The organism is Paenibacillus thiaminolyticus, from assembly GCF_007066085.1.
GTDB lineage: Bacteria > Bacillota > Bacilli > Paenibacillales > Paenibacillaceae > Paenibacillus_B > Paenibacillus_B thiaminolyticus.
On record NZ_CP041405.1, the window covers coordinates 4,477,119 to 4,499,371 of the forward strand.

The following is a 22,253-nucleotide window of genomic DNA, read 5'->3' on the forward strand; positions in this document are numbered from 1 at the left end:
TCCAATTCTTCTATGGAAGGTGAAGCCTGTGAACATGTATGCCGCCAATTTGAAACACAACATCGAAAATCAATCGTCTGTCGTCGGAGTCATTGGTCTCGGATATGTCGGTCTGCCGCTCGCGGTCGAGATGTGCAAGCAAGGGTTCCGCGTCATCGGAATTGACCTGAACCCTTCGAAGATCGCCAGCATCCGCAAAGGACACTCCTACATCAAGGACGTCAGCGATGAGACGCTGCAACAATGCATGGACACAGGTCGGTTCATGGCTACGAACGAGTATGAGCATATCCGCGAAATGGATGCGGTCAGCATTTGCGTCCCGACGCCGCTGAGCGAGAATCAGGATCCGGATACGTCGTACATTACGCAAGTCGTGGATCAATTGAAGCAGTATATGAAGAAGGGGAGCCTCATTACGCTCGAGAGCACGACTTATCCGGGCACGACGGAGGAGCTCATTCAACGGGAGATCGAGAAGCTGGGCTACCGTGCGGGAGAGGATTTCTTCCTCTGCTTCTCGCCGGAGCGGGTCGATCCTTCCAACACGAAATACAATACGTTCAACACGCCGAAGGTCATCGGCGGGGCCACCCCGACCTGCCTGGAGCTGGGGGCCGCACTCTATAGCCGCGTCGTCATGGAGGTCGTGCCGGTCTCGTCCACGAAGGTGGCCGAAATGTCCAAGCTGCTGGAGAACACGTTCCGCAGCATCAATATTGCCTTCATCAACGAGATGGCGATGATGTGCGACCGGATGAGCATCGACATCTGGGAAGTCATCGAAGCGGCTTCGACGAAGCCGTTCGGATTCATGCCGTTCTACCCGGGACCGGGGATCGGCGGCCACTGCATCCCGCTTGATCCAATGTATCTGTCTTGGAAGGCGAAGGGCTTCCGCTTCTACAGCAAATTCATCGATATTGCCCAATCGATCAATGCGAACATGCCATACTATGTCGTGGAGAAGACCGGACGGATTCTGAATCAGAGCTCCAAATCGCTCAATCATTCCAAGATCCTCATCCTCGGGATGGCGTACAAATCCGACATCGACGATCTGCGGGAATCGCCAGGACTGGAAGTGTACGAGCTGTTCAAGGCGAGCGGCGCCAATGTCGATTATTACGATCCGCATGCCACTCACTTCATCAGCAAGTCGGGTAAAATGGTGCGTACTATCGACTACAATCTGCAGGACTTCGGAACGTATGACTGCATGGTGCTGATTACGAGCCACCAGTCATTCGATTATGAAGAACTTGCCGATCTGGGCATTCCGATTCTGGATACCCGCAACGCCTTCAAGGGCATCGAGCGGCCGAATATTTTCAAGCTGGGCAATTCGGTGCAGCAAATTCAGAGTGAGTGGGATCAGGTTGTTCTGGTCTAGACCGCTTCTGTGGCTGTTCCGCAGGAACGAGGAAGGCGGTTGGCGGCCCTCGTTCCTTACTGGGCAGCACGGGCTGAAGGTGGCCGTGCTGCTCTGCTGTTTGGCGGTCGCTGCTCTGCTGCTCAGCCAGGCCGGAACGGAGAATACGCGGGCGACCTGGCTGTGGGAGACGAAATGGATGGCGGAAGCGCCGGCCGATATCGTCTCCTTCGCGCAAGCGCAGCGGATCAATCTGATCTATCTGCAGATTGATGAGGAGCAGGAAGCGGAGTCTTACCGCCGCTTCATACGCATGGCCCGCGAGGCCGGCATCCAGGTGCACGCCCTGGAAGGGAAGCCCGAGTGGGCCAAGCCCGACCGCCGCGAGGAGGGCGTCGGCTTCATCCGCTGGGTCCGCGATTATAATGCGGCCGTTCCGGAGGAGGAGCGGTTCAGCGGCGTCCATTTCGATGTCGAGCCTTATCTCCTGCCGGGCTGGAAGGAAGAGCAGGCTCGCATCGTGAAGGAATGGACGGACAGCATGGACCGCTGGATTCACGAGGCCCGGGAGGCGGGGCTGTTCATCGCGGCCGATGTGCCCTTCTGGCTGGACAAGATTCCGGCGCCAGAGGAGGACGCCTCGATGAGCGTCTGGGTGCAGGAGCGGTTCGACGCCATCACGATTATGGCGTACCGCAACCATGTCAATGCGATCTATGACGTGGCCGCGGCCGATCTGAGCATCGGGGAGCGGCTGAACCGCCCGGTTCTCGTCGGGGTCGAGCTGGGCCAGACCGACGAAGGCGAGAGCGTATCTTTCCATGGCCAGTCGGAGCATTATTTTGATTACCATTTACGGGCGCTGGAGCAGCAGGGAGGACGCCATCCGTCCTTCGCCGGCGTCGCCATCCATCATCTGCGGGCGTGGTACGACAAGGTATACGAAGCGGAATGAAACAAATAGATGGGAGCCTTGCTTTTATTGCAAATAAAATGAGGGGCTGAATAATCCGGCCCCTCGATATTGTAATCATTCATTAAACCTCCAAGAGAGGTTCTATTCATAACGAACTGAAGTCATAATGATTCCCATTGATTTTTAATTGTAAATATATACACCATCCCAATTCAGGTCGTTTAGGACGTTAGTTACATGACCATATCCAAATACATCCGACTTATATCTATCATGAACCCAGCAAAGGATAAAGTGCCTGTCACTGATCTCATCATTCCAAAGTCGGTATGAAACGTCGGTGCTCCACTATCCTCTTTAGCCTTCACAACTCTCATTTGTGAGTACCTAATACCTGGATTCTCTTCATCAAGGGTAAAATACCGGTTTGTAACGAGTTCACCGCAAGTAATTTCCGTTGTATCGCCAGATTTACATATAATAGAACCTAGAACTTCTTCGTCTTCTCTTTCCCAACCATTGATAGACAGGCTCTCATATCGATTGTTATCAATAAACTTACCTGCCTCTGATGAAGAAATTGGAATGCTGAGAGCATCAGATAAACTTGGTCTTCCAGGCAAGGCCGAAACTCTGTTTACAGAACCAATAGAGCTTCCACCTTGCTGGAAGGAGTCGCCGACACGGCCGCAATGTCCTGCTGTAATATACTAATACCGCCCTCCGCTATAAGCAGAAAATGATCCTGTACATCACTGGCACTTTATTTTGACTCGTCCTCCAGTAGAAAAAATTGATGTAAAACGCTCTAAGTGCCAAGTTTTACTTAGGAAAATGGACAATCTCCACCCCCAGACACGTCTATCCGGTAAGCGGAATCCGCAGAACTGCATGATTTCTCCAGACACGCTTATTCGGTAAGCGAAATCCTGCGCAAAGACAGCAATTCGCTATAGACGACCTCACCAGTAAGGGAATCCTGCAAAACTGCAGGAATTTCACCCGTTTCGCTTCGACTTGGAGCAAAAGGGGCTAAAATGATGTAGATATGCAGCAATTCCTCGTGATGTGGACTCATTGGGCCAAAATTCCTGTAAATTAGCAGCAATTCCCTCCACAGTTCAAGCCCCAGGGGGCAACGATGCCTTCAGAGGGCGATGATACCCCCAGGATCCGAGCGTTTATCCAATTTCGGCTGTAATATTTACTTGAATGAAAAAAGAGTGAGGATGTGAGAAAGCATATGAGAAAATTTTTTCTATGTACGATTATCATTTTCCTTGTTTCAAATTTGGCAGTGGTAGTGAAGGCGGAAGTTCAGAAAGGACAAAAATAAGCGATAACGTACTCAAATCAGATGTGACGATAGAAGTGAACAACAATGTAGTCGAAGCGGATTGATATCGATCATCAGCCGATGAAGACGATGAAATCGAGCAAGAACGCGAGGGCCCGGAAGGGAGACTTCACGTTGTCGCTCTATTCATCGAAGACAGTATATAAGGCAGGAGAGCCGATAGACATCTGGTCGACGCTACAATATGAAGGTGATGATCGTATAGAAATCATTCATCCGAATCGGATGATACTCTATTCCATTCGAGACGAAGCGGGGCAAGCTACAGATGACATGACCCAGGTTGCGCGCAAGCAAACGGTATTCGAGCCGGGGGACATGGTGCTGGATGCCCTGAATTCCTTTCATTTGGTAACTTATAATTTTCTATATAATAGAGACACTGCACCGGAGCCTGGCGTAAACGATCCGCTCAGCGACAATGTAAGGCGCGCTTTCTTGCCAGCTGGCAAGTACCGAATTCTGGCTTATACTTCTTCATTGGAAGAGGAGGGAGCCGGAGAGAAGCTCGATGAACTGCGGGTGGAGTTGGAGATCGAGGTGCAGGAGTAAGCGGAGCAAGAGGTGTCAATGGTATGGAGTTCCTGCGCCCGCGCGCTGGCGGACCCAGGATTGGGCATTGTCCAACGGGCGCGAGAATTTGTGCCGTATCGGAGGCATGCCCTCCTGGATACAGGACGCTCAATATCCGAGCTGCCCCGAATGCCGCGAGACGATGGCCTTCATCGCCCAGCTCGATTCCGATCTGCCGCTGGCGGACGGCGGGGAATGGATGTGGGGCAGCGGCGGGATCGGCTACCTATTCTGGTGCGACTGCTGCAAAGTGAGCGGGCATTTATGGCAATGCACCTGACGGGAGCAATGAAAGGTAACGGGATTACGGAGCGTGAATGGAACCCCGTAGGCGGAGCACTTCGCTAGTGCCTCTGCTCTACGGGGTACTGCTAAGTGCCAAGGGGGTGCTTGGCCGTAGATGTTCGTGAATAGAGGGAGTGCAGCTCCATATATGACCTAATCAATATATTCGTTCAGTTTTTGCGCATTCAGGATCGTGATTTCCCGGGTGCCTTTGATTTCAATAATACCCAGCCGTTCAAACTTGCTGAATTTGCGGCTGATTGTTTCCCGTGTCACGCCCACATAATTGGCCAATTCTTCGCGCGACAGGGGAAGTTTTATCTTTATCCTCTCCTGCGCTCCTTGAACCGGTTTGCCGTATTTATTGCCGAGTTCCAGGATCATATAGGCAATCCGTATTTCAGGGTCCTTGGTAGCCAGGCTTTGGGCCAGATTTTCCGTGTGCGCCAATCGTTTGGTCACCGTTTTGAGCAGCTTCAATGAAATGTCCGGGTTGTTGCGGACAAGATGCTCCATATCATCCTTGGTGAACATGCAAATGTCGGTCTTTTTCAGCGCATAGGCACTAAAATTACTCAATTCATCGCTGTTGAATATATTCAACTCGCCAAAAAAATCACCGTTGGACAGGATATGCAAGATTTGCTCTTTGCCCTGAGGCGTCACTTTCAACAGCTTGACATGGCCTTGCTTAATAATGAATAAGGTGTCTGAAGGTTGTTCCTCCAGAACGAGCGCTTCGCCTTTCTCATACTTTCTGTGTTTGATCATGGCGCTGACTTTAGCCAGTTCCTCATTGGAAAGAGAGGCGAAAATAGGAACCTTGCGGGTGCAAGGCTCCTCGGCGTATTGGCAGGAATCTTCTGTCATCGTCTCCACTCCATTCCCTCTATCTGCTCCATGTGCAGTGCGCAAGCATGACCGCACATCATTTCATGCTGTTAGCCTTCAATAGGCACGAATTGGCTCTTATCTTCTCCGCACACCGGACACACCCAATCCTCGGGAAGATCCTCAAACGCGGTGCCGGGTAAAATATCTTCATCAGGATCGCCAATGCTTGGGTCGTAAATATATCCGCAAGGCTGACATATATATTTTTTCATCCTATTCTCTCCTTGTCATTGTAATCTTTTGGCGACTTTATTCATAACTTCCTCCAAGCCGCAGCTTGCAACATCGATTCCATCCAGAGGAAGCTTTTGTTCAATAGCGGCTTTATACGGTAAGGAAGCGGCAGCGTTTTCGAAGGCAATCGCCCCGCATAGGGAACCGCCTTTGATAAAAATCCGTCTGAAACGCCCTTGCGCCGATTCGGTTATGCTGGTATCGCACTGCTGTTCATCCACCAGACCGATGGAAAACAAAGGTGTGTTGAATATGTTGGACAAGGTCATCGGAACCGGCCGCTGGTAAATCGCTTTGCGGTTCGCCATATTGGCCCCGGCCGCTTGTCCCTGCTCGATAGCGCATCCCCATAGCCCGTCCACCTTGCCCTGGAATTCGGCGCAGTCTCCCGCGGCATAGATATGAATGTCGCTGGTCTGCATCTGCTCGTTGACGATAATGCCCGTCCCGGCTGTCAGGCCTGCCTCGCGTGCCAGCGCTATGTTCGGCATGACCCCGATCGAATAGACGATATGATCGCAAGCGAGTGTCGATCCGTCTTCGAGCTCTATCCCGGCTGCGCGGCCTGCGCCAATGATGCGGGTGACGCCTTGTCCCAGCCTGACCTCGGCTCCGGATGCAACGGCATTATTCATCAATATCGCCGCAGATGGGGCGTCCAGCTGCCGGGGCATAAGCCGCGGTCCGGCCTCAATCATCGTGACGGCATATCCGGCTTGGATAAGCGACCAGGCCGTTTCCAACCCTTGAATGCCGCCCCCGATGACACAGACCCGATCCCCCGTCCGCAAAGCTTCCTTGAACTTGTCCGCATCACGCCTGTCGCGAATGTTATGCACGTTGGGAAGGGAAGCGCCCTCCAGACTCAGCTTGCGATTCGCGGCTCCTGTACACAGAAGAAGCTTATGATAAGCTATCTCGCGGCCATCAGCGGTTATCACCGTTTTTTTATCTGTACTTATAGAAGAGATACGGGTATTATCATGCACGGCAATTCTGTTTTCATGGAACCATTTTTCTTTCTTAATCAAGATTTTTTCACTGTGCAAATCGTTAAACAAGCCTTTCGACAGCTTTACCCTGTTGTACGGAAGGGCCGGCTCTTCTCCGAAAATAGAGATCTGCGCTTCGTTATCATGATCTCTGATCGCTTTAGCAGCATGTACGGAAGCAACTCCACTGCCTACAATAACATAATGGCGGTTGTCGGCCATATTCCTCTCCCCTTCCTTGCCTGATCTCATTAGACCGCGCTAAGCAGCAAGTCTGAGATGAATTCAGCGGCATTTCTGATTTTTTTGAGTTTGTCTTCTTCCTGCGGGGAGAAGCGCACGCGCACAGGGAATTCCACATGCGTCATGCCGGTTGACTTGATTACGCTGGAGGTGCTTTGTACGGTCAGATTCATCTGATTCAAATAATCCTGGACCACCTCAATCGCTTCGCCGCTCCAACCGTAGGATCCGAAGGCTGCGCCAAGCTTTCCTGCCAGGTCCATCTTCTGCATTTTTCGCAGCAGGGTCTCCAATTTTCCGGTCATATCCGCATATTTCGTCGAGCTGCCGACCAAGACGGCGTCTGCAGTCCCGATGCTGTGCAAGATGTCAGCCTCGTCAGCCTTGTCCACGTCCCACAGTTCAACGGCGATATTGTTTTCAAGAAAGCAATCTCTCAATATATGGGCCATTTTTTTCGTGTTATTTTTGAGCGTTGCATAGACGATGGTTACCTTTTTGCCTTCCTTCGTGTCGGTGCTGAGTTCGGCATACAAGCCGATGTACTTGGCGATGTCGCGCCGCAGTATAAAGCCATGGGAAGGGGCGATGATGTCGATCTCCAAGTCCCGGACAGCTTCCATCAGTGTCCGGACGTATCTTCGGTGCGGGTGGATAATGGCCCGGTAATATCCAATGAAATCCTCCGTGATATCCAATCCCGCTTCATCGGCAAAGAGATGCTCCACGGCAACATGGGTACTGAAAATATCGCAAGGAAACAAAATTTTATCCTCTATGCAATACGTGATCATGGTTTCTTCCGTATGCAGATAAGGCGTTTCTTTGAAGAGAAGCGTCTTGCCTCCGATATCAAGCTGATCTCCATCCTTGACTACCAGGTAATTGCGGTGGTGAAGCTTGTACATTTGTTGAATTTCCGGTACGGCAATTTCCGTACAGACAATCGTGGCATTGGTTGCCTTGGCAGCCAGCGCCGCCAGACCGCCGGAATGATCCGGTTCGGTATGGTTGATGACTATATATTGGATATCCAGCGGATCGATCATTTCTGTTATTTTTTCGACAAACTCTCTTCCGAACGCAATATCTACCGTATCAATGACCGTTGGTTTTCCGGTTTTGAGCAAATATGAATTATAGGTTGTCCCTTTTGCTAACAGAAGACGATGAAAGGGAACCTCGCGGCGATCGATTTTTCCCACCCAATAAATATCCTTGGACAGCTTATATTCCGTGTGCATTTGACTAACCTCCTGCGGTTCAATTTGGATGACACCCTGATTCTATGCCTGCTTGCCGGAAAAAAAGAGGATTGAAATCAAATTTTCTGAAAATAACAAAATGGGTTCGAAGCGAGGCAGTGACTTATTTCCGGTTTTGTGACTGTAATCACAAGTCGAAAATGCCAGTCCAATATACTAGAAGTAAATTCACATCCACTAGTTATGAAAAGGCGGTGTCGTTATGAATAGAGCAAGTGTTGTCCAGGAATTTACCTTTGACGATATGGCCAAAATTTCAAGAACAAAATTGGGGTGCGCTGTTCCGATCGAGCTATATAGAGCCATTCGTCTAATCGGAATGTATCAGGGGCTTCCTATGAGAGGGAAAGGAACTACCGTGACGATAGGCCGAAAAATCGGCGAAAGCTTGCCCGTTCATTCGTTGGAGGAACTGTTCACTATGTTTCGCGGCTTAAAAATCGGAGATCCGCACATCGTTCTTGAAGAAGAGCACAAATTGCACGTTGCCGTGAAGGACTGTTTTTGCGAAGGGTTACCGGAAATGGAAGGCCATATGGTCTGTGATTTGGAAGGCGCGATTATGGAGGGGGCGCTGACCAAATTGAAAAATAAGAGAGTTTTGGTCAAGGAAATCAAGTGTAATGTGAATGGCGACGATTGCTGCGAGTATGAAATTCGTTTTTAAAGTCCGTTTTTGAGAGGAAAGCGGCTTTTTGAACAGGGATTAAAAAAAACAACTTCACAGGAGAGTGATAGCAGATGCAAAAGAGTAATCTGGCCCAGTTTCAGGAATATCAAGATAATAAATTTACGAAGCGCATTATTCACAAGGAAGCGGAAAATGTCATTTTCATGTTGAATTTTAGTCCTGGAGCGGAGCTGCCGGCCCATAATCATCCGGGCGCCAACGTATATATTCTGGTTGTTGACGGGGCGGGCACCGTAATCTGCGATGGAACGGAAATGGCAGTAGCGGCAGGGGATGTCCTTCATATCACGGGCGATGAGAGCTTCTCTTATCGCAACGGCCCCGATACGGTGTCCAGCTTGTATGTCGTCTTGACGAAAACGCCCGACGAGCGCTACGCCCAAAATATTTGAGACTTCCCAGGATAGTACATCCCTTTGCGGTCACGGAGTGTGATTGGCAAGGGGATTTTTATTTTTTGCAAAAATCAGTACGTGACGGCGAACGAAAGAGGAGGTCAGGCGTAATACAACATAAGGGGGGGAGGATGTGGGGAACGCGGGATCGGTCCGCTATGATTTGATTTGTTCCAAGATGTGTGGATCCGCGCCATAAACCATTGGGATAGTTATGATGCGAACAGGAGTCTGGAGAACTGGCTGTTCACCATCGCGACGAATCTGTACCGCGATCGCTATCGCAAGGCGAAGCGGTGGCTGGGCCGCGTGAAGCAATATTTTAATCCGGAGCTCCAGCAGCGCAGCGGGAGATGGCGAATATTCCAGGGTCTGCGGATGAACCTGAAGACCTGTTGATAGCTTCGTACCGCAAGGAACTGGTGCGCCGCGGGCTAAGCAGACTCAAGGATGAGCATCGCATTCTCCTTGTGCTGTACTATTTCGAGGAGTGCACTTGCCAGGAAGCGGCCGGGATATTGCGTATTCCGGAGGGGACAGTTAAATCCCGGCTAAATTCGGCGAAGAAAGCATTGAAAAGGGTACGCAGCGATTGCCCTTGCGATCGCTACAGGGGGGATGGGATGGCTCATGGGATGGATAAATGAGAAAAAGGCGGGCGGCTCCATCCTTCCGAGCTGGTTCATCCATGGATGTGCCAACTTGGCCAGTTCTATCGCTGCCATGGTGAGCATCATCTAAAGGTCTAGCCGGGGCCGTTCATGTTGCCCGGTTGCCACATCCCCTTCCAGCATGGTTCAATAATAGAGAGATTATAACGCAAAGGAGCGGGGACGGATGGGATTTCAAACTGAGTTCAATTCCGTATGCAAGTTCAAGAAGGAGCAGGAATTATATGAACTGCTGGAATATGGGCGCTGCAAAATGACCAAAGAAGGCTTTCGGATTTTTCCGACTGGCCAGATGGTCATTGCTTATTCGCCGGACAATACGGCGGTTGCCATTGTGAAGATTAGCGCCTCCATCGCCGAGATTAATTTCCAAGGCGAGGAAGTGACGGCGGTCGAGATGGAGCTCGTCCGCAGACTGAACGAAGAAGAGTCCCGGGTTCAGACCGTTCTGGCCCATGAGATGTTCTTCGGCAATCCGAACCGCGCTTAGCTCTGCATGCGCGTTATGGAATAGAAGCGCTAGAAGCCGCTTGTTCCGGCCGAAGGGCTTCTATTTTTGATCCGGGGTGAGAAAAGAAAAGTCAATGGAGGGCGTGCCACGGTTCCGGTTGGGAGAAATAGGGTATTCTAGGAATAAGAACACCTGCGCGCTACATGCGACGCAGAGGAAAAGGAGTCTGATTCCATGCTTGTCCGATTCGGGTACGTGGCCATGTCGATGGTGGTGGCGAACGCCTCGCCGTCGCGCACAATGACGTTTAAGCGCTTCCAGGCGCTGCCCGATCGCGAGGCGGCGCTGCGCAAGCTGGAGCGGATTGCGGCGGAGAATCTGCATAATACCCTCCGGCTGCTGAAGCATAACCGCGCGCATGATATCCGGCTGTACCGCATGTCCTCGAAGCTGATTCCGTTGGTGACCCACCAGGAGCTTGCCGATTGGGATCCGTTCCCGGCGCTCCGGGACGATTTCGCTGCTGTCGGGGATTATGCGAAGCGGCACGGCATGCGGCTGTCGTTCCATCCTGATCACTTCACCGTGCTCAGCACGACGCGGAAGGAAGTGCTGGAGAGCTCGAAGCGCGATCTCGGCTATCATCTTCGGATGCTGGAGGCGATGGGGCTCGACGCACGGGCGAAGAACAATATCCATATCGGCGGGGCTTACGGGAACAAGCGGGCGGCCGGGGAGCGGTTCGTCAGCCATGCCGGGGAACTGCCGGAAGAACTGCTGCAGCGTCTGACGCTTGAGAATGACGACAAGACCTTCACAGCGGCTGAGACGTTGGCCGTCTGTGAACGGCTCGGGCTGCCGATGGTGCTCGATATCCACCATCATGAGGTCAACAATGAAGGCGAGCCGCTGGAAGAGCTGTGGCCCCGCATCGCGAGGACATGGGAGACGCCGTATGCCCAGGCCGACGCCACGCCGGACGATCCGCTCCCGCCGAAGATTCACGTCTCCAGCCCGAAGAGCGAGAAGGATATCCGCGGGCATGCCGACGATGTCGATGTTGTGCCGCTGCTTCATTTTTTGCGGATGGCTGCCGCCCATACGGAACGGCTGGACGTGATGATTGAGGCGAAGCACAAGGACAATGCCTTGTTCAAGCTGATGGACGATCTCGCCGCTTGCGAGGGAGAAGGGGTGGCGATCGCGGATCAGGCCAGCGTTCGAATCGATCCATGATGGACAGCCACTTGAAAATGTGGCGAAAATACGATACGTTGGACTCAGAACGTTTACCGCTTGATCGCGGCTATGATGCGCGATGAGGCGAGTGGGCGAGGGGAGGAAGGTTGAAGCAATGACTCAATTATTGGCAGGTAAAAATATCGTCGTCATGGGCGTCGCGAACGATCGCAGCATCGCCTGGGCGATTGCGCAATCTTTGGCCGCTCAAGGCGCAAGATTGGCATTTACATATGAGAGCGAACGGGTGGAAGGCCGCGTGCGCAAGCTGGCGGAGACGATTCCGAATTCGATCATTCTGCCTTGCAACGTGACCGTCGATGAAGATATCGATGCGCTGGCAAGCCGGCTTCGGGAAGAATTCGGCACGCTGCACGGACTCGTGCACAGCATTGCCTTCGCGAAGACGGAGGAGCTGCAAGGAATGTATGTGGACACGTCCCGCGCAGGCTTTGCCTTGGCGAATGACATCAGCGCCTACTCGCTTGTCGCGGTGGCACAGCGCCTGCATCCGCTGATGACGGAAGGCGGCAGCATTATGACGATGACGTATCTGGGCGCTGAGCGCGCGATGAAGAATTACAACGTCATGGGCGTGGCGAAGGCAGCGCTTGAGGCGTCGGTTCGCTATTTGGCGAACGATCTCGGACAACATAACATTCGCGTCAACGCTATCTCGGCCGGACCGATCCGTACATTGGCCGCGAAGGGCATCAGCGATTTCAACTCCATTCTCAAGGAAGTGGAAGAGAAAGCTCCGCTCCGCCGCACAACGGAAACCGCAGAGGTGGGCGATACCGCGATGTTCCTGATGAGCCATCTGTCGCGAGGCATCACGGGAGAAGTAATCTATGTAGACGGCGGTTTCCATATTATCGGAGTATAGACGATAGTTACGGGACGCTGCAGCAGGCGTCCGCCTTGCGGGATCGATCTCATTCGAGGCCGGTTCCTCAAGGCGGATTTTCTGTATCTTCCGGTGTAAAGGCAGGGACGAGACTCGCGGCGTGAAGGCAGGGCCAGTAAAGTCTATGAAACTTGGCTGTTGCAGTAACGTATAATAGGTGGTGCAGTTCGTTCCATTTTTTACAGAAAGTAGCGTGATTGTTTTGAATACGAAGGAAAAAATTCCTTACGTCGTGTCCAGCAAGAGCCACACCGCAGTGGCGGTGAATTGCGCGGCGAAGGCAGGAGAATGGATCAAGAGCAAGCTGGGGCAATTCAAGTCGCTTCATATAAAGTCATCCATGCACGACCTCGTTACTGAAGTGGACAAAGGCGCGGAGCAAATGATCCGCAAGCTGATATTGACGCATTTTCCGGACCATGCCATTCTGGGAGAAGAAGGGGTGGAGCCGGGAAGCGACGCCTCCAGGCAAGCCTGGGAACAGGTGAAGGATGAGGAATATGTGTGGGTTATCGATCCGTTGGACGGCACGACGAACTATGTTCACAGCTTCCCGTTCTATTCCGTCTCGATCGCGCTGGCCCATCATGGCGAGGTCATCGTCGGCGTTGTCTATGACCCGACGCGCGACGAGCTGTTCGTCGCGGAGAAGGGCAAAGGCGCCTACGTGCATGGCCGCCGCATGCAGGTCGCGCCGGAGAAGGAACTGTCCGGCAGCCTGATTGCGAGCGGATTTCCGGCTGAGCGTACCCGTGCTCTGCCGGCCAATCTGGCGGGCATTCAGGCGCTGGCGCCGCAGGTGCGCAATATCCGCACGGCGGGCTCGGCTGCGCTGCACATGGCTTATGTCGCAGCCGGAAGGCTGACTGGATTCTGGGAGCTGAATCTCAATGCATGGGATTTGGCGGCAGGCAGTCTGCTCATTCGCGAATCCGGCGGTCAGATTACCGACACGCACGGTCAGCCGTATCATCTGGGCGTGCGCGATGTCGTCGCGACCAACGGCGCGATCCATGACGCCTTCATCGGAGCGTTGGAGGCGGCGGGAGCGCAAGGATAACAACCCGGCTTCTCATTGCGAACCGGTGAACCCCGCGGCAGCGGCTTCACTCTGAACCGAGTCTCCGGCTACGGGTTGTCCGGTTGATCATCAGGAGGATCGTGTTTTCTCGAACAAGTCCATGAATTGGGTATACTACGGTATGAAGGAGGGGGAGCGCTCATGCCCGAATCAGAAGATCGCCGGCGGGTGGAAGCCCGGCTAAGCGAATATCTGACCGAAGGAGACATGGAGACGGAGGAGCAGGAGGAAGCGGTGAGAAGACGCCTTCCGCCCCGCACCGAGATCCGGATCCAGACGGCCCTCGACCCGATTGTCGAGGAGACGAAGCAGTATCGAAGCATGGCGAAGGAAATTGATAGCCGGTACGATGAGTATTTGAAGCGAGTGAAGGAAGACAAACCGAAGGATTCGTAATTGCATGATGGGGCCCTGTGTGGTTATAACGCAGGGTTCCCCCTGTTATGCGTATGAAGGTTACCGTTAACATTCATTACATTTTATAGGAAGGACAGGCTTCTCCGCCGCATCAGCGTTATATATGGATGCTCTGGGCAGGAGCCGCCTTCGCTCACCGAAGGAGTGGACGACGATGACGACCGCATCATACCGAAGACCGAACATTTTATTTGTGATGTCAGATGATCATGCTTCCCACGCGATGAGCTGTTACGGCAGCCGCATCAACGTGACGCCTCAGATCGACCGGATTGCGAATGAAGGCATCCGCTTCGACAATTGCTTTTGCACGAATTCGATCTGCTCGCCAAGCCGAGCCTCTATCCTGACGGGGACCTACAACCATCTCAACGGAGTGAAATCGATCGACGATCACTTCGACGGAAGACAGCAGACATTCCCGAAGCTGCTTCAGCAGCACGGTTACCAGACCGCTATTGTCGGCAAATGGCATCTCGGACATGGAGGCCATGCTAATCCGACCGGCTTCGATTATTGGAGCGTCCTGGACGGGCAGGGCGAATATTTTCATTCCGAGTTCCTGGAGGCGAATGGAAGCCGCCGCATCGAAGGTTATGTAACCGATGTCATCGCAGACCTGTCGTTGGATTGGCTGCGGAAGCGGGACAAGGACAAGCCGTTCATGCTGATGTGCCATCATAAGGCGCCGCATCGGCCTTGGCAGCCGGATGAGCGACACAGCCGCATGTACGAAGATGTGGAGATTCCGTATCCGGAGACATTCGATGACGATTACGCCAATCGCTCGCAAGCTGCCGTCGAAGCGAAAATGCGGATTGGGCGCGACATGGTCACGACCGATACGAAGGGAGAGCCTCCGGAAGGGCTGACGGAGGAGCAAGTGAAGCGGTGGAAGTATCAGCGCTACATTAAGGATTATCTGCGCTGCGTCGCATCCATTGATGACAATGTGGGGCGGCTGCTCGATTATTTGGACGAGGAAGGAATCGCGGAGGATACCATCGTCATCTACACCTCCGACCAAGGCTTCTTCCTTGGCGATCACGGCTGGTTCGACAAGCGGTTCATGTACGAGGAGTCGCTGCGCATGCCGTTCGTCGTCCGGTATCCGCGTGCGATTGCTCCGGGCAGCGTGACGGATGCGATGGCGCTGAACGTTGATTTCGCGCAGACCTTCCTGGATTATGCGCAGATCGAGGCGCCTGCGGGCATGCAAGGGCATTCTCTCCGGCCGTTATGGGAAGGGGAGACGCCTCCGGATTGGCGGACCTCGATGTATTACCGGTATTGGATGCACCTGGACGAGCATCACAACGTTTATTCGCATTATGGCATTCGAACGCACCGGTATAAGCTGATTTACTATTATGCGCAGGCTTTGGGCACGCCGGGTTCGGTCGACGAGAATCGGCCCCCGGAGTGGGAGTTGTTCGATCTCGAACACGATCCTTGCGAAATGCGCAACGTATACGGTGAACCGGGCTATGAGGCGGTGGTGAGCGAATTGAAGGCAGAGCTTCACCGGCTGCAGGCGGAAGTGCTCGATACGCCAGTTGAGGAAGTATCCTAATCGATAGATTGCGAACGGAGTTCCGCATTGCTGCGGGCTCCGTTTTTTGGGTTGGCCGGAGACAAGGTACGTAATGTATGGGGTGGCGTGTTCTTTTGCCCAATATCCCATTCGCTCAGTCAGGTGCAGTTCCATTGGATGAACAAGACCGGGATTTACAAGCATATCCGAGATATTGCAGACCTGAAATGAACATAGAAATGGCAGTAAGCCAAAGTAAACAAAGCCGCCTTCGTCCGGGGGGATAGGAGCGAACGGGATAGCGATGAAAAGTGGCAGTGGATAGTATATAACAGCAGAAGGCGAAGGGATTAGAGGCGGGTTGCTGGCGCACGAGCGATTTTGGTGGATTTGGTTTGAATTTTTTTCCTTTTATGGCATGATGGAAGGAGAGCGAGCCGCTGGCCGCTGCAAGCTTGTACATGGAAGGGAGGAGAATCGCGAGAGAGGCTCGGCCGAACGGTGCCGGGCAGAAGCTCGCCGCTGGATTGAGGTTCAATCAATGGCAACAAGGGTATATCATGTAGACACAGAGTAGACAGAGACAACCAGATTCGCTGCTTCATACCGCAGGACCATGTTGCAGCCCGCAGGCAGTTGGGAGCAGGCATGGATTTGACAGGGGAGGTGGATGGAATGGGTGAACTTATTATTTGGATGGTCGGATTGTTCATTTTGGTTGGCGCCGTGCTCTATGCGTTATGGTATTTCAATAGCCGGGTATCGAACCATCAGGACGAAGAAAATGTATAGGCAGAAGAGAGGAAGGATGCGAGCCTGGCCCCATGCTCAGTACGCATCCAACTCTGTTGACATCATATCATCGGCTTAAAAAAGAAGCCCGAGGCTTTCCTGGCGACCGACAGGAAGGCTTCGGGCTTTGGCGTTGGATCCGCGATCATTCCACAGACTCTTCGGACGGCAAATAGGTGATGGCCTGGCTCCCCATTTGCTCCCAGCCTCTCTGGAAGGCGGAGCGCTCGATGCGATTGCGCCGGCCGAGCGGGTCATTGATATAGACATATTTCTCGTCATAGCCCGTCACGATGAAGGAATGCTCGAAATAGGTAACGCGAATCGGACCGTCCGTGGTCTGCCATGTCACCCAATATTTATCCGGCACCTCATCATACATCGTCGTGTGAATCACCCAGACCGGGGTGCCCTGCCCGACGATCCATAGCAGGTGCTCGACCGATGTGCCGGTCAAGTTGGCAATGCGGCCCGGCAGGTAGCGTTCAGCCAGCTCGGCAATCGGCTCATGGTAGACGCCGAGTCCCGGATTGGCGAAGGTATACATGTCACCGACAAATCCGTTATGCGGATTGCCGAAGTGAACCTTGCCGCCTACTTTCTTATACGGCGTCGGGTCTTTGCGGATTTCCCGGGCGAGGTCCATCTTGTCGACGTCGACATCCGCTGTCTTCAGCAGCATAGCCAGGGCGGTCACTTCGCAGCCGCGCGGCAGCTCCGGCAGCTGCAGAATGAGCGGCGCCCCGTTGTAGCGGAACGACTTCGGCGCCGGCTTCTCCGGGTCCCACATGACATGCTGCCCGCGATAGGTTACCCGGCGTCCGGGCGCCTGCCGGGCGTAAGCGACGGCGTCTTCCCAGCGGCGGAAGACGCGCTCGAAGCGCCCGCCGAGCTGGACGCCATAGGGCCCGAACGTATCATAGTCGATGTATTGGGACAATTCCTTCCGCCAGTCATTCCACTCTGCCTCATTCGGCGCATCATCGCGCTTCGACAGCGCGATAAGTCCGTCCCGGGCGTAAATATTGCGCCCGAGCGCTTCGCTGACCGGGCGAAGCGGCACGTACGTCAACCCGTTCTTCACATGCGGTGCCGTCTTGACCGAAGACGTGGCTCCCGCAATCTTGACCTCCGGCTTGTTCAGCCGGTAGGTGACCCGCGCTTCGTCTTTGGTGAAGGTGATCGTTCCTGTGGCTTCATCATAGGCCAGCTCGGCCTCCAGCTTCGAAGCGAGGAAGCGGGCCGGAACCAGCGTCTCGCCGGACTGCTGGTATGGCGATGCCTTGTTCTCCCGCTCATCGATCGGAACGAGGTAGCGGCCGACGTAGGCGGTATTGCTGTGCAGCATGAGGACGATATCGTCCGTAGGCATGCCGAACGAGAAGGACAGCCCGCCCTCTTTGAATTTGGAGGCGAACAGGAATTGTATCGGAAAGGCGCACAGCGCCAGTAATATCAGGAACAGCAGCCAGCGATTGAGCCGCCGAACGAATTGTGGCAATTTCAATATCCTCCTCAGACATACTCCCTTATGTATATCGGCACATGGTCCGCATTTCATTAGCGGCCCCGATTTTCAGACGGAGACGGGGGGATTTCTACGTTGTGGCGGCTTTTTTTTGAAAAAATTTGATAATAATGAACCTTTTCTCCTGCTAAGTTGTTAACTTAGTAGAGTAGAGCATGGGAAAGGTGGAGGGCCTGTTGACGGACAGGGAGTTTTTCGAGCGGTACAACAAGGAAGTGTACAGGACCTGCTACTATATGCTGCGCGATGCGTCAGATGCGGAGGATATATGCCAAGAGGTGTTCGTGAAGGCGTTAACCTCGGGATGGCGGCAGGTGGAGCATCTCAAAACGTGGCTTATGCGCATCGCCGTCAACCACTGCTTGAACCATCTGCGGCGGAGCAAGACGAGACGAATGAAAGAGAAGCTGCTGCTCTTGTTCCAGCGGGAGCAGGTGGAACCGTCGGTGCACGCCGTGGTGGAGCAGCAGGAGACGGAGGATGAATGGAAGCGCCGCATGGCGCGGTTGCCGGACAAAATCAGGGTGGTCGTGACACTTCGCTTCACGAATGATCTGGCGCTTAAGGATATTGCGGACATATTGGATATCCCGGCTGGTACGGTGAAGTCGCGCCTGAATCGGGGCCTGAAGCTGATGAAGGCCATGCTGGAGGAGTCCGGCCAGATTGAACCGAACGGGATAAGCAGGCCGGGAGATAGCAGCGTACATAACCAGGTGACAGGCAGGAAGGAAGGTGCGGATAATGAGCAAGGAGACACGCGTGGAGACGGACCTTGCCCGGCGGCTCGGCGATGAGGGGGGCCACGACTATCCCGATTTCGAGGCGATGTGGACAAGGATTGATGCGGCCAGACAAGAGCCGGAGGGTGAATCTGTAAGACGGCAAGGCCGCACGATGTTCCTGGGCGGACGCCGGTTGGCGGTCTTGTCGGCGGTCGCGCTGGTGCTGATCGCGACGCCGGTGCTGGCTTCCATGTCGGGACACTGGGATTTTACGTTCCGGCCAGGGGTGAAGTCGGCCCTGAACCACGGATTCGGGCAGACGATTGACAAGTCGGTTACGAACAGCGGCGTTACATTTACGGTCGATTCGGCCATGTCCGATGACAACGGGACCACGCTGTTATACAGCTTCGATCCGGGGGATGAGGAGCCGCGGGAATGGAGATTCTCCGAGGTGGAATTGCGCACGGCTGACGGGGAACCCGTCGTGAAGGTGAATGATGTTCAATTGATGCGAATGAACTGGAAAAAGGGGTACTACTCACATATTTGGGATAAGGAAAATAAACGATATAACGGTTTTTTGGAAACGCCATGGACCTTCGACGGCAAGGAGACGGAGCTGCAGCTTAGCGTGCGGGGACTGCAGGAGTATAACACCAAGCGGTTGCCGCTGGCTCTCGATCTGGCCGAGACTGGCGTGCAGACGTTCCCGGTTCAGGATGGCGGCATTGAATCCGCAAGCATTCAGATTTCACGGGAAGCGGAAGGGAAAGTGGTGCTCAAATCCCTCTATACGTATTGGGATGAGCGGATCGCGAATACGAATCTTCCCGCGATTCTGGTGAAAAAGGACGGGAAGCTCATGAAGCGATCCGGTATACGGGTCGGGCTCGATAACGGCAAGTGGGCGGAGCAAGAGATTTATCAGTTGGACGACATTCATCAGCAAAATATCACGTTCGAGCTCGCCTACATGACGCCGGGCAAGAAGATAGACGGCGAATGGAATCTCGGAATGCTGCGGCTGAACAAGGAGAAGGCTTTGCATGCATCGGCGATCCGCACCCTGGACGTGCCGGTCCGAACGACGGAGGGAGAGGCCGTCGTCCGCAAGCTGTTCATTCGTCCAACAGGCATTCGGGTCGAGATAGAGCATGGCAGTCCATACTCGCGGTTGCCTTATAAGGGCGTCTACTTGTCCGTTGGCGGCCGGAAGCTGGAAGGGGAAGAATGGTTAACGGACAATACGGGCGATGGATCTAATTATTTGCAGACGTATGTGTTCGACGCTCCGCCTGATCTCCGCCTGACAGCGGATTTGCCAATGGAGCTGCTGCTGCAATATGAAGTGGAGGAAAGATGGGATTACAGACAACCGATCCTTCTATCAAATATTTCGGGCGAAAAGCAGACGTTGACGATGGACGTTGGAGAATATCCGGTGACGTGGACCTACTACAAGCAGAACGGTGATCTGTATGTAGAAAGCGAAAGCCCGGACGAACGATTCGGCGGAATCAATCAGACGTTCATTCGCCAGGAAGATCGGCGCATCCCCGGACATATCCTGTTCGATTGGATACCAGGCGCCGGGCTTAACGATAGCCTCAACAAGCGGGTGGACGTCTATCCCGGCTTTGAAGGAACGGAAGCGGAGATGTATATCTTTATGTATTTGGTCAGACATCCGGAACGGGAGTTAACAGTGAAGCTTCAATAAAGGGACGTTCTTCCTTCCGCGCTGCGGCAGCGATTGCGGAGAGCTTGCCGCAGCGCCGGACCGGCCAGAGATTTCTGGTTGGTCTATTTTTTTTAACTATCTTCAAAAAAAGTGAACCAATTTTCGCCTGGCTGTGTTTATAACATAGAGGCTTGCGCCTAAGGGATCCCAAAGCAATGCATTGCGGCCTGGCCTTGAACCGAAGAACGATCAAAAACGAAACGCTGGAGAGGGGAAATAGAACATGAAAAATAGGACCAAAGCGGCGATTGCCGCGACGAGCTGCCTGCTGCTGTTCCATTCGATGCACATCGCCGCGGAGGCGGCGCCGGCCAACGCGGCCAAGGAAGTGACGGTACTGGCCGCAGCGAAGGCGCCTTCCGCCGCAGAGAAGAAAAAGGCGGTGGAAGCGGAAAAAGCGAAGTATGCCAAAATGAAAAAAAATCCGGGTGACTATTACATATTGTATGTAAGCGATAAGTCGCTTAATGGCGGCGAACACTTTTCCAACTATCTGAATATGTACAATTTCAAAAGCTATGAAGATTACATGAAAGTAGCATCCAAGCTGAAGACTCCCGTATTGAAGCGTCCGGACGGCTTGCCGGAAGGGTATAAGTTCACCAAAGCCAACATCGAGCCGCCGATTCTGGCCTATGGCGACAAGTATCAGAAAGAAGTGAAAGCGGAGGCCAAAGACAAAGCCGCTTACTTGAAGCTCATCAAATGGACGGAAGCGGGCCAGGTCGATCTCGAATTCAAGAACGGAAAAGATGCCGTGCGGCTCCAGTTTAGCCTGATGAGCGCAGAGATCGCGAAGAAGCGCGGCCAGCAGAAAGGTTACCACTTTACGGCGGCTGACGAATGGGATGAAGAGACGAAGAAAAAAAGCCCTCAATCCGTTAAAAATATACTGAACATTCCTGTCAGAGCCAAGATTCTGGCTTTGAAAAAAAAGGAGCGTCCCTTGTACAATGGGGGTGTCAACGGGTCATAGCCCTAAAAAACCCATCATCCAAGGAGGACGCTCTATATGAAGTTTAAACAATCTACCGCATATAATCAACGAGTTGAACGAATTACCACGATTCACCTTGTAGTTGGGATTGACATTGCTAAGAATACACATGTTGCACGAGCCGTCAATTTCCGTGGAATCGAACAGGGCCGTGGATTAGCATTTGAAAATAATCAATTCGGTTTCAGTAAATTATTGAACTGGATTCGTGATTTACAAAAGAAAAGTGAGCTGTCTGAAGAGATTGTTGGCTTGGAGTCTACGGGGCATTACTGGCTTAATCTTGCCGACTGGCTTTCAGAAAAGGGGATTAAAGTCGTTTTGGTCAATCCACTTACTACGAAGCGGAACAAAGAAAATCGGGATAATTCGCAGTCGAAAAATGATGCCAAGGACGCTCTCGTGATTGCGGATGTCGTTTCACGAGGGTATTACAGCGACTATAACAAGCAGGAGCCTTTTTACAGACGTCTTCGCGTAGTCGTTAACGAAAGGGAATACTGGGCCGACATCCGCGGGAATATCATGAACCGTCTCATTCGCTGGATGGATATCTATTTTCCTGAGTTCACTCAGGTCTTCAAGTATTGGGAGCAGCCTCGTCCGCTCGCTACGTTAAAGGATTTTCCGCTTCCAGCCGATGTTCTGAAGCATACTGCTGAAGACCTCGTGCATGCCTGGAAGAAACGGATGCAACGTGCCGGCGGGAGAACCGGCCTGCTGAAGGCACAGGAGCTATTGGAGGCCTGCCGTCTGTCTGTTGGCGCTGCGGATGCTAATGAAGAAGCGAGACGTGAAGTAAGCCGCCTGGTGGAAGATTATGAACGTCTCACTGAGCGCTTGCAGGAAATAGACCGTGAGATAGCTGCGCTGCTGGAGGAAATTCCGGAGACTGTGGAGTTATTTTCCTCCATTAAGGGCTAAGTCCCTCTATATTGCAGTCCTCTTAG

Annotated in this window: 24 protein-coding genes; 18 read left to right on the top strand and 6 right to left on the bottom strand. The window is 53.1% G+C overall.

Annotated elements, in window-relative coordinates; genetic code table 11:
- The first annotated feature begins 34 nt into the window (after positions 1-34).
- Positions 35-1,393, top strand: a complete 1,359-nt coding sequence (locus tag FLT43_RS19895) for a nucleotide sugar dehydrogenase (RefSeq protein ID WP_087443364.1) — start codon at positions 35-37, stop codon at positions 1,391-1,393.
- Complete coding sequence (locus tag FLT43_RS19900; RefSeq protein WP_087443365.1) at positions 1,380-2,327, top strand: SGNH/GDSL hydrolase family protein; 948 nt, start codon at positions 1,380-1,382, stop codon at positions 2,325-2,327. The genes FLT43_RS19895 and FLT43_RS19900 overlap by 14 nt, the downstream gene beginning before the upstream one ends.
- Before the next feature lie 194 nt (positions 2,328-2,521).
- On the opposite strand, the gene FLT43_RS19905 is transcribed toward FLT43_RS19900, so the two are convergent.
- A complete protein-coding gene (locus tag FLT43_RS19905; protein WP_127510907.1) occupies positions 2,522-2,911 on the bottom strand; it encodes a chymotrypsin family serine protease in 390 nt (129 codons plus the stop codon).
- Between the two features lie 803 nt (positions 2,912-3,714).
- On the opposite strand from FLT43_RS19905, the gene FLT43_RS19910 reads away from it, so the two are divergent.
- Both FLT43_RS19910 and FLT43_RS19915 read left to right on the top strand, forming a co-directional pair.
- Positions 3,715-4,197, top strand: a complete 483-nt coding sequence (locus FLT43_RS19910) for a hypothetical protein (protein WP_115057743.1) — start codon at positions 3,715-3,717, stop codon at positions 4,195-4,197.
- Positions 4,198-4,264: 67 nt separating this feature from the next.
- Positions 4,265-4,498 (top strand): hypothetical protein, encoded by a 234-nt coding sequence (locus FLT43_RS19915; protein ID WP_087443367.1) that lies wholly within the window; start codon positions 4,265-4,267, stop codon positions 4,496-4,498.
- A gap of 158 nt (positions 4,499-4,656) precedes the next feature.
- On the opposite strand, the gene FLT43_RS19920 is transcribed toward FLT43_RS19915, so the two are convergent.
- From FLT43_RS19920 to FLT43_RS19935, 4 genes are all read right to left on the bottom strand, one after another.
- Entirely contained in the window at positions 4,657-5,373 is a 717-nt protein-coding gene (locus FLT43_RS19920; protein WP_087443368.1) for a Crp/Fnr family transcriptional regulator, read from the bottom strand.
- Positions 5,374-5,444: 71 nt separating this feature from the next.
- Positions 5,445-5,609 carry a rubredoxin gene (gene rd / locus FLT43_RS19925; RefSeq protein WP_087443369.1) on the bottom strand — a complete coding sequence of 55 codons (165 nt, stop codon included), beginning with the start codon at positions 5,607-5,609 and terminating at the stop codon, positions 5,445-5,447.
- A gap of 15 nt (positions 5,610-5,624) precedes the next feature.
- Complete coding sequence (locus FLT43_RS19930; protein ID WP_087443370.1) at positions 5,625-6,845, bottom strand: NAD(P)/FAD-dependent oxidoreductase; 1,221 nt, start codon at positions 6,843-6,845, stop codon at positions 5,625-5,627.
- A 29-nt stretch (positions 6,846-6,874) separates the two neighbouring features.
- Entirely contained in the window at positions 6,875-8,110 is a 1,236-nt protein-coding gene (locus tag FLT43_RS19935) for an FprA family A-type flavoprotein (RefSeq protein WP_087443371.1), read from the bottom strand.
- 223 nt (positions 8,111-8,333) lie between these two features.
- Between FLT43_RS19935 and FLT43_RS19940 the strand changes: the two genes are divergently transcribed.
- The 10 genes from FLT43_RS19940 (at position 8,334) to FLT43_RS19990 (ending at position 15,556) form a co-directional block, all read left to right on the top strand.
- A complete protein-coding gene (locus tag FLT43_RS19940; RefSeq protein WP_087443372.1) occupies positions 8,334-8,798 on the top strand; it encodes a V4R domain-containing protein in 465 nt (154 codons plus the stop codon).
- A 74-nt stretch (positions 8,799-8,872) separates the two neighbouring features.
- Positions 8,873-9,214, top strand: coding sequence for a cupin domain-containing protein (locus FLT43_RS19945; RefSeq protein WP_087443373.1), 342 nt, complete (start codon positions 8,873-8,875; stop codon positions 9,212-9,214).
- A 171-nt stretch (positions 9,215-9,385) separates the two neighbouring features.
- Complete coding sequence (locus FLT43_RS19950) at positions 9,386-9,616, top strand: sigma factor (protein ID WP_087443374.1); 231 nt, start codon at positions 9,386-9,388, stop codon at positions 9,614-9,616.
- Positions 9,571-9,864 (top strand): RNA polymerase sigma factor, encoded by a 294-nt coding sequence (locus FLT43_RS30895; protein ID WP_087443375.1) that lies wholly within the window; start codon positions 9,571-9,573, stop codon positions 9,862-9,864. The genes FLT43_RS19950 and FLT43_RS30895 overlap by 46 nt, the downstream gene beginning before the upstream one ends.
- A 190-nt stretch (positions 9,865-10,054) precedes the next feature.
- Complete coding sequence (locus FLT43_RS19965; protein ID WP_087443376.1) at positions 10,055-10,378, top strand: hypothetical protein; 324 nt, start codon at positions 10,055-10,057, stop codon at positions 10,376-10,378.
- A gap of 195 nt (positions 10,379-10,573) precedes the next feature.
- The gene (gene uvsE, locus FLT43_RS19970) at positions 10,574-11,575 is read left to right on the top strand and encodes a UV DNA damage repair endonuclease UvsE (protein ID WP_087443377.1); all 1,002 of its coding nucleotides are present in this window, start codon (positions 10,574-10,576) and stop codon (positions 11,573-11,575) included.
- 118 nt (positions 11,576-11,693) lie between these two features.
- A complete protein-coding gene (fabI, locus tag FLT43_RS19975; RefSeq protein WP_006679868.1) occupies positions 11,694-12,464 on the top strand; it encodes an enoyl-ACP reductase FabI in 771 nt (256 codons plus the stop codon).
- A gap of 223 nt (positions 12,465-12,687) precedes the next feature.
- Positions 12,688-13,545, top strand: coding sequence for an inositol monophosphatase family protein (locus tag FLT43_RS19980; protein ID WP_087443390.1), 858 nt, complete (start codon positions 12,688-12,690; stop codon positions 13,543-13,545).
- A 162-nt stretch (positions 13,546-13,707) separates the two neighbouring features.
- The gene (locus tag FLT43_RS19985) at positions 13,708-13,962 is read left to right on the top strand and encodes a hypothetical protein (RefSeq protein WP_087443378.1); all 255 of its coding nucleotides are present in this window, start codon (positions 13,708-13,710) and stop codon (positions 13,960-13,962) included.
- A 175-nt stretch (positions 13,963-14,137) separates the two neighbouring features.
- Positions 14,138-15,556 (top strand): sulfatase family protein, encoded by a 1,419-nt coding sequence (locus FLT43_RS19990; RefSeq protein ID WP_087443379.1) that lies wholly within the window; start codon positions 14,138-14,140, stop codon positions 15,554-15,556.
- Positions 15,557-16,454: 898 nt separating this feature from the next.
- Here FLT43_RS19990 and FLT43_RS19995 read toward each other — a convergent pair.
- The gene (locus tag FLT43_RS19995; RefSeq protein WP_087443380.1) at positions 16,455-17,810 is read right to left on the bottom strand and encodes a C39 family peptidase; all 1,356 of its coding nucleotides are present in this window, start codon (positions 17,808-17,810) and stop codon (positions 16,455-16,457) included.
- 182 nt (positions 17,811-17,992) lie between these two features.
- Between FLT43_RS19995 and FLT43_RS20000 the strand changes: the two genes are divergently transcribed.
- The 4 genes from FLT43_RS20000 (at position 17,993) to FLT43_RS20015 (ending at position 22,227) form a co-directional block, all read left to right on the top strand.
- Entirely contained in the window at positions 17,993-18,634 is a 642-nt protein-coding gene (locus tag FLT43_RS20000) for an RNA polymerase sigma factor (protein WP_087443381.1), read from the top strand.
- Positions 18,582-20,285, top strand: coding sequence for a DUF4179 domain-containing protein (locus FLT43_RS20005; protein ID WP_087443382.1), 1,704 nt, complete (start codon positions 18,582-18,584; stop codon positions 20,283-20,285). The genes FLT43_RS20000 and FLT43_RS20005 overlap by 53 nt, the downstream gene beginning before the upstream one ends.
- A 244-nt stretch (positions 20,286-20,529) precedes the next feature.
- Positions 20,530-21,282, top strand: coding sequence for a hypothetical protein (locus FLT43_RS20010; protein ID WP_087443383.1), 753 nt, complete (start codon positions 20,530-20,532; stop codon positions 21,280-21,282).
- Between the two features lie 36 nt (positions 21,283-21,318).
- Entirely contained in the window at positions 21,319-22,227 is a 909-nt protein-coding gene (locus FLT43_RS20015; protein ID WP_244951360.1) for an IS110 family RNA-guided transposase, read from the top strand.
- Positions 22,228-22,253: the final 26 nt, after the last annotated feature.